The sequence below is a fragment of the Flavobacterium pectinovorum genome, assembly GCF_022802975.1.
GTDB classification, from domain to species: Bacteria; Bacteroidota; Bacteroidia; order Flavobacteriales; family Flavobacteriaceae; genus Flavobacterium; species Flavobacterium pectinovorum_B.
Genome location: NZ_JAFEVZ010000009.1, coordinates 150,658 through 163,869, shown reverse-complemented (window position 1 = coordinate 163,869; position 13,212 = coordinate 150,658). Strand labels below are relative to the sequence as shown.

The following is a 13,212-nucleotide window of genomic DNA, read 5'->3' as shown; positions in this document are numbered from 1 at the left end:
ATAATTTTACACTTAAATATATATTCGATGAGATTTACAACTTGTATTTTATGTTTTCTTTTAATTTCTTTTGCTGCAAAAGCACAAATTACGCCAAAAGAAAATGAAATGGGTTACACACTTACAGAAAATGATTCGATTTTAGGAGACACTATTGAACTGCCTGAAATTCTTATTTCAAAAGAAAAGCTGGATCCTGAAGCGAAAAAACAATTTCTGATTCTTCAAAACAGGGTTTATAAAGTTTATCCTTATGCAAAACTGGCTGCTGACCGGCTAACAGCCTTAAACAAGGGAATGGCTCGTTTGAAAACCAGTCGGGAAAAGAAAAAATATTTTAAAATCGTTGAAGATTACCTTAACAATGAGTTCGAAGCCCGACTAAAAAAGCTTTCACGAAAACAAGGTCAGATTTTGGTAAAACTCATTCATCGACAGACCGGAATAACAACATACGAATTGGTTAAAACCTTAAAAAGCGGCTTTAAGGCTTTTGTCTCCAATGCAACCGCCAATATGTTTGACATCAGTTTAAAAAGAGAATATAAGCCTTTTGAAGTCAACGAGGATTATCTGATTGAAACCATTCTCGTCCGGGCATTTGAATCGGGCAGATTAGCTAATCAACCCTCTTCAGATCCAATTGACTATAGTAAGCTTGAAACACATTGGGAACAAAAGGCCGAAGAGCTTAATAAGAAATAAGTATTTCAAAAAAATATAAAACCCCGACAGATTTAAAAAACTCTGTCGGGGTTTTATATTTTAAACAGCGTCAGTAACGTCCTTATTAATAGCAATTACTAAAAAAGATATTTAATTGTTGTGTGAAATTCATTAAATCTACCATCTTTTAGTTCTAAATACCAACCAATATCTTCGTCTTCAAATAAAGCATCAATAACACTTTTTCTTAAATCTTTTAATTTATCTATATTTAACTGTAACTTCTCAATTGTTATTTTCGCCGCATCGTCATCCTCATTAAAAGGAAGTATTTGACCATCAAAAGTATATTTAAATTTACCTTCACAAGTAGAATCTAAAGGAGATATTAATAGATTTTCATCAAACCAATTCCCTTTACTATTTCCACAATGTAAAGGCTCGCCTTTTTCGGTATTAACCTGACATGAACAAAGTAAATTATTATATACTAATTCTAGTTTTGGAAATTTTGTTTTATCTTTTGGTCTAAAATGTTCAATGTGACAATCTCCTTCATTTAATTCTCTTTCACAATAACAACAAATGTAACCTTGCTCTTCTTTTAAAGACTTAAATAAATCTATTCGTTCTTGTCTATCAAGATTTGCATAAGTTGGTTTCCAATCATCATTTTCTTTATTTTTCCAAACAATAAAAGACTCTGGTTCTGCTTGCTTTATTATATATTTCATTTACCAGTTACCTCTTTACGCTTAATCAAAACATTTGCCTTTGTAAGTTCTGGATCTCCTCCAATTATTTTATTAGATAAATCTTTATATAAATTCTTGGCGCTATCTATTTCTCCTAATTCAATAAATCTATAAAGTTCTTCTATTTCATTTTTAATATTTGTTGGGCGAGCATCCACACCTAATAAATCTTCTAAAATCCTATCTGAATTCTTTCCATAAGATTCGATAGCAAAAGAGTGCTTCAAAACATTATTATTATTCTCTAATAATATAATGTTATCTGGTTGAACATTATTTAAAACCTGAGGTGAGTGTGTTGAAACTATAAACTGACAATTAGGAAATATTTTCTCCAATTGAGGAATCATTAGTTGCTGCCATTTTGGATGTAAATGTAAGTCAACTTCATCAATCATAATAATACCGTTTCCTTCAAGCGGATTATCACTTTCTGGATTTGCTATTGATAATCGACGAGCAATATCTCCTATAAGTGTAATTAAATTCTTTTCTCCATCAGATAACTGATTAAGATTAAATTCAAGGTTTCCTTTATCAATAAGCATATGAGGCCTAGGACTTCTTCGAACTCTTAAATTAGTGTAATTGGGAAGAAATTTTTCGATTGCCTTTTTTACAAACAACATCTCTCTTCCGTCATTTCCTTTTAGATTTTTCTTCTTTTTAATTTCATCATCAATAATTCTAAAAATAGAATTTTCCAATTGTTTTATTTCTGAATAAAATTCTTGTTCTTTTTTAAATTTACTATTATCAATTTCAATAAGGGTCGTACGTAATAAACTTTCAATTTTTCTTCGTGATATATCGCTTAGCCACCATAGACTAAATTCATTTGCAAAAACAAATACTTCAATAAAGGCAGAGAAAAAATCCTCTTTAATTCCTATCTTTTCATTATCTGAGTAAAAATTCTCTAATATTCGATGAAATGTATCTATATAAGCTAATTCATAATATCTTGAATCATATTTTTCTTCTCTATTTTGAAGCTCTATTTTATGGAACATATATTCTAAATCATGAAAAATACGTCTTGATCTGGATTTAGGATATTTATAATCCATTAATCTAGATATTTCATGAAAAAGAAAACGAGGTTCTTCATAAATAAAATCATCTTTACTAACTCTTCTTTTCAAATAATCAAATTCTTCTACAATAAAGTTTTCATCTGAAATTGAAGGCTTTAATAGTTTCAATATTTTATCAACTCTTCTCTTTATTGAAATTTTATTTTGTAAAACCCATTTACTTCTGCTTGTGGCCTTTTCATTTACAATATCATCTTGCTGCCTAAACCATTCGAAGAAAGCACTAAAGTTTTGCTTTCCATCTAAGGCTTTATCATAAGCATCTAATGTAGAAAAAGCATCATCAAATTTTACTTCTGGAGTAATTTTATCTACAACTCTTGTAACTGGATAATAACAAATTACTGGCAATCTATTTTCAACTTCTAACATCATTTGAAAATATAATGCAAGGTTAGAAACTTCTACTAAATCTGATTTTTTATCAATGATTTTACCATTTGCAAATTTTATTAATTCCCAAGAAGAATCGTGATTATTTTCAGTACAGACAATTCTAACACTTGCAAATGAAGATTCATAACGAATATCCGTATCAGAAATCATTAACCCAGAAGAATTTTGTCTCTGAATTCTTTTAATTAACCAAGACATACATAATGTTAAAGTCTCTAGTATTGTAGTCTTTCCTGCACCATTAACTCCAACCAAAACGTTCAAGCTATCATCAAAGTCAATTTTTAAATCCTTTGCACTACGAAAATTTTGTATATGTATGCTTTTTATTTTCATTTTTGATTTCTCTCTTAAAGATTTCTCTAAATTACATATTTTTTAAGTAAATAAACAATGCTTATTAAAAACTTCAAACTGGACTAATAAGTATAAAACCCGACAGATTTTAAAATCTGTCGGGTTTAGTATTTAAAAACTAAATTTGATTTTTACTTCAAACCAGCGAGACTCTGCTCTATTGTAGCAATTTTTGCCAAAGCATCTGCTTGTTTTTGTTTTTCTATATTTAAAACTTTTTCCGGAGCTCCGTTAACGAATTTCTCGTTAGAAAGTTTTGCTTCAACAGATTTCAGGAATCCTTTGGTATAATTCAACTCTTCTGTCAACTTTTTAATTTCAGCTTCAACATCGATATTTCCTGTAATCGGAATGAAATATTCATTTGATTTTACACGGAAGGACAATGCGCCATCTACTTTTTCAGAAACATATTCGAAAGCAGAAACGTTTCCTAATTTCGTGATGATGGAATCAAAATAAGTTGAAACATTTTCGCTGTTGATTCCTTTTAATTCGATTGCATCTTTAAAAGGAATGTTTTTATCTTTTCTGATCGTTCTGATTCCTGAAATTACTTCAATAGAATTTTCAAAATCGGCAATTAATTTTGCATCAAATGGTTTTAATTCCGGCCAGATTGAAACGATTAAAGCTTCTTCCGGTGTTCTTTCTGCAATTAACTGCCAGATTTCCTCCGTTAAGAAAGGCATGAAAGGATGTAACAATTTCAAGTTACTTTCTAACATTTCGATTGCTTTCGCAAAAGTTACGCTGTCAATTGGCTGTTGGTACGCCGGTTTGATCATTTCTAAGAACCAGGAACAGAAATCATCCCAAACTAGTTTATAGATTGCCATTAATGCATCTGAAATTCTGTATTTCTCAAAATTATCTTCAATATCAACTAAAGTCTGCTGTAATTTCGCTTCATACCATTCGATGGCAACTTTTGAAGATTCCGGCTGTGGAATAGTTTCTGAAACTTCCCAACCTTTAATCAGTTTAAAAGCATTCCAGATTTTGTTTGAAAACCCTTTTCCCTGATTACACAATTCTTCATCAAACATAATATCGTTTCCTGCAGAAGCACTTAAAAGCAATCCTACACGAACTCCATCGGCACCAAAAGCATCAATTAAATCTAAAGGATCAGGAGAATTTCCTAATGATTTAGACATTTTACGACGTTGTTTATCACGAACCAAACCTGTCAAATAAACATTTGTAAATGGTTTTTCTCCTGCATATTCGTAACCTGCAATAATCATTCTCGCAACCCAGAAAAATAAAATATCCGGACCTGTTACTAAATCATTTGTTGGGTAATAATATTTAAAATCAGTGCTTTCAGGATCCATTATACCTCCAAAAACTGACATTGGCCATAACCATGATGAGAACCAGGTATCTAAGGCGTCAGAGTCCTGACGTAATTCGTCAAAATCAGTAATAATAATTCCTTTGGTTTCCTCCAATATTGCTGCAGCTTCATGTTTATCATTAGCAACAACAAAATCTTCTTTTCCGTCTCCGTAATAATAGGCCGGAATTTGTTGTCCCCACCATAACTGACGTGAAATATTCCAATCGCGAATGTTGTTTAACCAATGTGCATAAGTGTTTTCAAAACGTTTTGGATGCAATTTAATATCACCATCAACCAAAACTGATTGAATTGCCGGTTTTACCAAATCTTCCATTTTCAAAAACCATTGATCCGATAATCTTGGTTCGATTACCGCTTTGGTTCTTTCTGAAGTTCCCACTTTATTCAAATGGATTTCGGTCTTCGCCAAAGCTCCAATTTCTTCCAGTTCTTTTGCAATTTCAGTACGAACTACAAAACGATCTTTCCCCTGATAATGTAATCCGAAGCTGTTTAAAGTCGCATCTTCATTAAAAATATCAACAATTTCAAGATTGTGTTTTTCACCCAAAGTTTTATCGTTCATATCGTGCGCAGGCGTTACTTTCAAACATCCTGTTCCGAATTCTACATCTACATATTCGTCTTCGATAATCGGGATTACTCTTCCGCAAATTGGAACGATCGCTTTTTTACCTTTTAAATGTGTAAAACGCTCATCGTTCGGATTGATACAGATGGCAGTATCTCCAAAAATAGTTTCCGGACGTGTTGTAGCAATGGTCAGAAAATCTTCTGAACCTTCGATTTTATATTTTAAGAAAAATAATTTTCCTTGTTGTTCTTCATAAATAACTTCTTCGTCAGAAAGAGTTGTTTTCGCTTCCGGATCCCAGTTTACCATTCGGTATCCTCTGTAAATTAATCCTTTGTTATATAAATCAACAAACGATTTAATTACAGAAGCAGACATATCAGGGTCCATTGTAAATTTAGTACGTTCCCAATCGCATGAAGCGCCTAATTTCTTAAGCTGCTCTAAGATCGTTCCGCCATATTTATCCGTCCATTCCCAAGCATGTTTTAGGAATTCTTCACGGGTTAAATCGTTTTTATTGATTCCTTCTGCTTTTAATTTTGCTACCACTTTTGCTTCAGTAGCAATAGAGGCGTGATCCGTTCCCGGAACCCAGCAAGCGTTGAACCCTTTAAGACGTGCTCTGCGAATTAAAACATCCTGAATCGTATTATTCAACATGTGCCCCATGTGAAGGACTCCAGTGACATTTGGCGGCGGGATTACAATAGTGTACGGTGTTCTATGATCCGGCTCTGAATGAAAATAATTGTTTTTCATCCAATACTCATACCATTTGTTCTCAATCGTCTTAGCGTCAAATTGTGCTGGAATTGTCATTTAAATAGGTTTAATCGTTGAATTTGTTAATTGTTTTAATCAATGTTTATTTATTCAAAAATTACTTTTTAGATATTTAACTGCACTAATGACATTATTTAGAATTCAATCTAAAATGATAGATGAAATGTCGATTAAACAGTTAAACAAAAAATTGGTTTAATTTTTGTACTTATAACTGACAGCAAAAGTAAATAATTAAGTACACTATAAAAAACGAATTAATAATTTGTGTATTAATTAAAAGAAAGTATATTTACTCCTATCTTAAAAACAATTTCAAAATGAAAAATGTTATTAAATTTATTGTAATCGTACTGTTTAGCGTAGCGGGTTATTCTCAAAACGGTCCTAAAATTGAATTTTCAGCTCAGGACAACACTATTGATTACGGAAAAATTTCAAAAAGTGACAATGCTGTCAGATCTTTTGAATTTACAAATACAGGTGATGCTCCCTTAACGATAATTTCTGCCCAATCAACACTAAGCACGATAGTCGTTACAAAACCAAGCGCAGCTATTTTACCTGGCAAAAAAGGGAAAATTGACGTAAAATACAACATGACTGCAGGACCAATCCGTAAAACGATTACCGTTGAAACCAATGCTGTAAATTACCCTGACGGAAGAGTAGCTCTTAAAATTAAAGGTGAAGTTTTATAAAAATAATTTCAACGAAAAATAGTAAAACCGTTTCATTAGTTTGAAACGGTTTTTTTATGTAAAGTTTCTTAATTAGTCACTTTAATTTATTTGTCAACGCAATCAATAGTGTCAAATTTATATTTTACACGTTCAAAATCTATTGGTTTGTCTTTTACCAGGTATGTTACGCCCATTGTAGTCTGCATTGTTCCGTTTCCTAAAATAAGCTGTTTGTCTTTTTTCAAAAACGCCATTGGATTCTTAAACGTTTTTTTGTTTGCTCCTTCTATAAAAGTATAATCTGCAAATAAGGTATCTCCATGAAACTCTCCTTTTATTTCACCGATTCTTTCTGCGGCACCGGAAACTTTCATCGCCATATTTCCGCTTATTTTTCCGCTTTTCAAAGTATTCAGTTTTAAATCAATAGTATCATCCTCATAAATTGCTTTATAACATTGAGTACTTACAATTTTTTCAACTTCGGCATTTGAAGCTTCAGTTTCTTTCTGGTTTTCACTGTTTTTACAACTTTGCAGTCCGATTAAAGACAAAATCAGGCAGGATAAAACTAACTTTTTCATAATTGAATATTTTTAATTTCATGGTTATATGCATAAAAATAATAAAAAAGAAGCCAATGAAAAGGTTTCTTAGTTAAAATTATTAATTAAAAACTTATAAATTTTTAATTACAAATTCAGATCTTCGGTTCAATTCGTGTTCTTCTTCTGAACAGGCTTCATCTGTTTTACATTTTATAATTGGAACAGATTCTCCATAGCCTTTGGCTGTAACTCTTTTAGCATCAATACCGGATTGTATGATAAATTCTCTGGTAGAGGCTGCTCTTTTTTGCGATAAATCTTCATTGAATTTAGCATTTCCTCTCGAATCGGTGTGTGAACCAATTTCGATTGCCATTTCGGGGTATTTCTTCATTAACTCTACCACTCTTCCTAAAACCACTTTTGATTCTTTTCGGATGTACCACATGTTATAGTCAAAATAAATAGGGTCAGTTTTAATGATAAGCCTGTCTTTATCTCTTACAACATCTTTTTCCTGAGCTAAAATCTGATTAACTTTTTCTTTTTTCTTTACTTCGGCCGCTGCAATTTTATCAGCTTTGGCTTTTTTGTCAGCTTCTTTTAAAACGATTACAGCCAGAGCTTCTTTTTTCTTATTTTCTTCTTCTATAATAAGTTCCTGTTTTCTTTTGTTCTCTGCAATCTGTTTTTCTTCCTGTTTGACAATTTCTAAAGATTTTAATGTCATCGAAGCATCATTATTTGCATTTCTGGTCTTCCCTGAAGTTAACGATTTTAAGTTGCTTGTATAATTTTCCTTAGAAGCCAATACAGTAAAAGAAGTTTCACAAGGTACAGTAAAGCTAAATTTTCCGTCGGCAGTTGTTGTAACTACATTCAATTGTGTTTTATTTGAATCCTGAAGTTCTACAATGGCATTTTCTAAAGCTAATTTTGTATCAGCGTCTGTTATGATTCCGGCAATAAATTGTTTGCAGTCTTCCACAACCAGATCCTTAATTTCTTTTAACTGATAAATATCGTCGCTGCCTTTCCCGCCTTTTCTGTTTGAAGCAAAATAACCTTCTTTAGTATCCGAATCAAAATAAAACGAAAAATCATCTAAATTTGAATTAACAGGCATCCCAACATTTACGGGTTTTTCGTATTCTTTTCCTTTAATTTCGGAAACAAAAATATCGAGTGACCCATATCCTAAATGTCCATCAGATGAAAAATAAAGCTTATTGTCTTTTGAAACAAACGGAAACTGTTCTCTTTTATCTGTATTGATAACTGACCCTAAGTTTTTAGGAATATCAAAAGCCCCCAGATTGATATTTACTGAATAAATATCAAAAGACCCTAATGTTCCCGGCATATCAGAAGCAAAATACAATACTTTTTCATCAGCACTTAATGCAGGATGCTCTACCGAATAATTATCACTGTTAAAAGGAAGCGAAACGATATTGGTCCATTTTCCATTAACCAATTCGGCTTTAAAAATCTGAAGATTTGAGATTTTCTCCTCGTTTTTTCTTTTACTTCCGTTTTTAGAATTATTGCGTGTAAAATAAATCGTTTTGCCATCTTTTGTAAAAACAGCATTCGACTCATGCATTCCGGTTTTTAATTCATTCGAAAAATAATGCGTAATCTGATCTGGGGAATTAATATTCTTAATTGGTATTGCTACCAAGTTCAGGTAGGTTGCATTATCCCATTTATACTTTTTATCAAATAATCCCGGTTTTAATTTTACACCTGCAAAAACCAGACTGTCATTGTGTTTTACTGCTCCAAACTCGGAATTTGGTGTATTTATAGCTAAGTTTTTAATTTCGAAACGATTTCCAATTGCAGAAACATTTCCTAACGTTTTAATGTCTTTTTCAAAATTGCTTAAATCTTCACTATTTTCAGATTTTGAGAAATAGGTTTTTAAAACTTCATTTGCTTCTTCAAGATTACCAGTAGCTTTTAAGGTTTGAGCGTATTTAAAATAATAATTTCGATCTAAATCTTTATCATAATTTTTAATCAGGGATCGGTAATAACGCTGGGCTTTTATTAAATCATTTGTGTAATAATAAGAATCTGCCAGGTTTTTAATAACCTCCTGAGATGGTTTTTCGTATACTAATTTCTCATATAAAGTAATGGCTTCAGCGTAATATGTTCTGTCAAAAAAACGTTTGGCTCTTACCAAATCCTGATCTTGGGCGTTTATAAACTGTATAGAAAATACGAATATAATAACGAATAGTTTTTTCATATTTTTCATTTTAAAAGAATCTTGGTGATTTATCGTATCCTTTTCCTAATAAATCTAAATCAAAAAGCAGCATAATTTCGTGGGTTCCGGAATTAAACTGTCCTAAATTTGAAGTGGTGTAATCATAAGCATATCCTATTCTAAGAGACGGCGTAACATTGATATTCATCAAGGCACTTACGGCGTCATTAATTCTATAAGCAGCTCCCAATTCAAATTTTTCATTATATAAAACATTGACTGTAATATCAACAGAAACCGGTGCTCCGGGTACAAATCTGGACATAAATGCCGGTTTTAATTTAAATGCATCGTTTATCTGAAAAACATACCCTGCGGTTAAAAAAGTATGTATGTTTTCAGAACCAAAAGCGTTAATTCCTGATCTTTCTTCGATGTGTTTTGAACTTAATAAATTTGGGACTGATAATCCAACATAATATTTATCAGTAAAATAATAGGCCCCTGCTCCAATATTGGGTTTAGTCACGTTAATGTTTTCGGCGAAAGCCAAATCTGTTGCAGTATCGGTAAAACGGAATCCGTTAAAATTGGTTTGTAAAGAAGTAAACCCTGCTTTTACTCCTAAAGAAAGTTTGTTTTTTCCTCCTAACTGCAATACGTAGGCAAAATCTGCATAGAAATTGTTTTCCTTTTTAGCACCATCACCAATATCGTCTGATATTAATGAAGCGCCAACCTCTATCTTTTCACTTAAAGCTGTATGTCCAAAAAAAGTAAATGTTTTTGGTGCTCCTACTGCCCCAACCCATTGTGTTCTGTACAAACCTCCTAAATTTAACATTGCCGCTGTACCAGTAGCATAAGCCGGATTTACCACGCTCATATTGTACATATAATGAGTGTATTCGGGATCTTGTTGTGCTGATGCTGATGTAATATAAAAAAGGAAACTTATAAAAAGTATTATTTTTTTCATTTGAGATGTATTAAAAATGTAAATGAAGGTTATCTATTTAGGTAAAGACGGCCTTGCTGAGGCGGTTTATTATCTTTATTAAAATGGATAACATAAAAATAGACTCCATTTGGCGCTATTCCGTCACCAAAGCCTGCTCCTTCAGAAGTTTTCCCGTCCCAGTCAGGTTTGTTTTTATTTCCTTTAAACAAGACATTTCCGTATCGATTGTAAATTTCGAGGGTATAATTTGGATATAAGAAATCAATTTTAAGAATCGTAAAAGTATCATTTACATTATCTCCGTTTGGTGAAAATCCATCAGGAACAAAAAATGTTTCGTACTCAGAATCATCACAATGGCTTAAGGAAACCTTTACTTCCAGATGATCCTCAGAAATACAGTTTGCAGCTGTTAAAAAATCGAACCCATAATAAATTGCATTATCGTTAAGTGGCGTTGTGGATGACAGTAAGTTTCCATTAGTCAAAGCATCGTACCAAACTACTGTTGCTGATGCATTGGTATTATTAGACAAATCTAAAATAGTAGGATTATCCAGTCCACAAAAATTTTGACCATCTGAATCTAAAACAGGTGCCGGCAAATTACTTACCGTAACTGTAATCTTTGTAGCTGCAGATGTACACCCAGCAGCAGATGTTTCGGTTACCCAATAATCTTCTGATTTTAAAATATAATTATTAGCTAAAGGTGTGGTAAGGGCTGATGAATTGTACCATTTATACGAAGTTCCATTTGGGACTAAATTTGCAATCGTAGCTCCATCAGCTTTACAAAAAGGCTGATTGACTGCAACAGGAGCTGTTGGAATTGGGTTTACCGCAAAAGTATCAGAAACTGTTGTCAGATTGACATCACAAGTTGTATCATTGTTTACCAGATTGGTAATAGAAATAGTCGTAGAACCAGTATTTGGAAGTAAAATAGCCGGAATAGTAAAATTAGCTTTTCCATCCGTAACGGTCAAAATTTCTGACTGTACTGCTGAATTACTACCAGATAACAAATATGAAATGGTAACATTCGTCAGTGTTCCTAAACCGGTAACAGAAGCTGAAAAAGTTTTATTAAAACAGTTGTCTGAAACTTCAATTTTTAAGTTTGTTGCATCCGGTAATTTATTTATAATCAAATTTCCGTTTAAATTAGCAGTATTAGTACAATATGGAGTCGCTGCATTGGTAATGTTAGTAATCGTAATAATTGAATTACCACTATTTGAATTTAAATTTGAAGGAATCGTAAAACTTCCACTTCCATTTGCAACATTTACTGTTGCTGTTTGAGCTGTTGCTGTATTTGATCCTGAAACATTATACAAAATCGTATAAGCTCCGTTTTCTAATCCTGAAGCATTTGAAATTAAAGCCTGAGAACTTTTATTCTGACAGGTTGTTGCCAATGTCAGTACGGACCCGGTTAAAACTGGTGTTTTATAAACATGCAAAACATCTGATAAATTATTAACAATATTAACACACGCTCCTTTGCTGCTTGTTGCCACAATATCTGTAACGGTTATGGTAAAACTCCCAACCTGTCTAAAAAAAGTACGTGGTACAGAAAAACTCATTTCACCATTTACAAAATTTGCCGTCACAGTTTGTGTTCCTCCATTTGGACCTGATACTATATAGGTAACTTTGTATGAACCGTTGGTAATTGGCTGCGCGCCTTGTTTTAGTATTGCTGTATAAGTTGCTGTGGAAATATCAGATTCACAAATATCAGATACTATATCAAGCTTTGCTCCTGTAAAATCAAGTTTATTCTCAAATGTAATCGATACTGTTGCTGACCTGTCAGTACAGACTGTATTTTTAGATAAAACCGTATAAGTAAAATTATGTGTCGATTCGCCATAAGTCTCATATAATTTCTGAAGATTTATATAATGATCGGTAGGCGATGTTAGTCTTGGATCATTCCACGATCCATCAGTATCTTCTCCGGCAAGTAAATCATTCAGGTCAAAATTGGTGTAGCCAGCAAGTTCAGTATTACATAATAATTTATCAGTAGGAATTCCTTCATTTGGTGATTTGTACACTCTTAAAGTAACTTTTGTAGGCGCTGGTGGTATCGGAGAACAATCTGTTACTGCAGGAACGGTATATGTATAATCATATATTCCGTCTAATGTTGAAATAGGAGCATTTGAATCTACAACTGCTCCTTCATTGTTTGTCCATACACCGTTTCTATGTGGCGCCATTACATTTGCATCAAACATGCTGAAAAGATTATAGGTTCCTTGTCGGTTGCAGGTAATTGCAAATTGACCAGGAACACCCGCATATGCACCAATTGTAATGGTTACGGTAGCTGTATTGTCTGTACAGCCTGCCGAAGCCGGAGCGGTATAAGTATAAGAATAGGTTCCTCCTTTTGGAATTGCATGACCGTTTAAAATTCCGTTTACTTTATCGAGTCCACGGCCGCCATAATCATCCGACCAAGTTCCTCCGGGTACGGGACTTCCTCCTAACAAAGCAAATAACGATATCGCTTGATTTACAGGATCAGCAATATCACAAATAAATTCGTTTACATTGTCATTACCTGCACATTGTGCAAAATTTTTATTGGGAAGTAACAGAAAAATAAATAGATAGAAGCTAAAAGCAATTAAAGAGAAGTATTTTTTAACCATAAATTATCATTAATTTTTTGTTAAAAATACTCAAATTATTGAATAAAACTACAAAAAATATTCTTATTTAAATATTTTAGCTAAAAAAACATCTGATTAACTACCTAATTATCAAAGTTTAAAA

Annotated in this window: 9 protein-coding genes; 2 read left to right on the top strand and 7 right to left on the bottom strand. The window is 32.5% G+C overall.

The genetic code is table 11. The annotated features are described in order from the left end of the window. Positions 1 to 27: 27 nt before the first annotated feature. Positions 28 to 705: a DUF4294 domain-containing protein gene (locus FLV_RS14185; protein WP_243234756.1), complete on the top strand. Its 678-nt coding sequence runs from the start codon at positions 28 to 30 to the stop codon at positions 703 to 705. Positions 706 to 803: 98 nt separating this feature from the next. Here FLV_RS14185 and FLV_RS14180 read toward each other — a convergent pair whose 3' ends face one another. From FLV_RS14180 to FLV_RS14170, 3 genes are all read right to left on the bottom strand, one after another. Further along, positions 804 to 1,400 (bottom strand): retron system putative HNH endonuclease, encoded by a 597-nt coding sequence (locus FLV_RS14180; protein WP_243234755.1) that lies wholly within the window; start codon positions 1,398 to 1,400, stop codon positions 804 to 806. Next, positions 1,397 to 3,250: an AAA family ATPase gene (locus FLV_RS14175; RefSeq protein ID WP_243234754.1), complete on the bottom strand. Its 1,854-nt coding sequence runs from the start codon at positions 3,248 to 3,250 to the stop codon at positions 1,397 to 1,399. The genes FLV_RS14180 and FLV_RS14175 overlap by 4 nt, the downstream gene beginning before the upstream one ends. A 152-nt stretch (positions 3,251 to 3,402) precedes the next feature. Beyond that, positions 3,403 to 6,036, bottom strand: coding sequence for a valine--tRNA ligase (locus FLV_RS14170; RefSeq protein ID WP_243234753.1), 2,634 nt, complete (start codon positions 6,034 to 6,036; stop codon positions 3,403 to 3,405). 284 nt (positions 6,037 to 6,320) lie between these two features. Between FLV_RS14170 and FLV_RS14165 the strand changes: the two genes are divergently transcribed. After that, entirely contained in the window at positions 6,321 to 6,701 is a 381-nt protein-coding gene (locus tag FLV_RS14165) for a DUF1573 domain-containing protein (protein WP_110348558.1), read from the top strand. Positions 6,702 to 6,787: 86 nt separating this feature from the next. Here the strand turns inward: FLV_RS14165 and FLV_RS14160 are convergent, their stop codons facing one another. The 4 genes from FLV_RS14160 to FLV_RS14145 form a co-directional block, all read right to left on the bottom strand. Further along, positions 6,788 to 7,267 carry a hypothetical protein gene (locus tag FLV_RS14160; protein ID WP_243234752.1) on the bottom strand — a complete coding sequence of 160 codons (480 nt, stop codon included), beginning with the start codon at positions 7,265 to 7,267 and terminating at the stop codon, positions 6,788 to 6,790. A gap of 94 nt (positions 7,268 to 7,361) precedes the next feature. Continuing rightward, positions 7,362 to 9,491 carry an OmpA family protein gene (locus FLV_RS14155; protein ID WP_243234751.1) on the bottom strand — a complete coding sequence of 710 codons (2,130 nt, stop codon included), beginning with the start codon at positions 9,489 to 9,491 and terminating at the stop codon, positions 7,362 to 7,364. 10 nt (positions 9,492 to 9,501) lie between these two features. Then, the gene (locus FLV_RS14150) at positions 9,502 to 10,431 is read right to left on the bottom strand and encodes a type IX secretion system membrane protein PorP/SprF (RefSeq protein WP_243234750.1); all 930 of its coding nucleotides are present in this window, start codon (positions 10,429 to 10,431) and stop codon (positions 9,502 to 9,504) included. Between the two features lie 29 nt (positions 10,432 to 10,460). Next, positions 10,461 to 13,088 carry a gliding motility-associated C-terminal domain-containing protein gene (locus FLV_RS14145; protein WP_243234749.1) on the bottom strand — a complete coding sequence of 876 codons (2,628 nt, stop codon included), beginning with the start codon at positions 13,086 to 13,088 and terminating at the stop codon, positions 10,461 to 10,463. Positions 13,089 to 13,212: the final 124 nt, after the last annotated feature.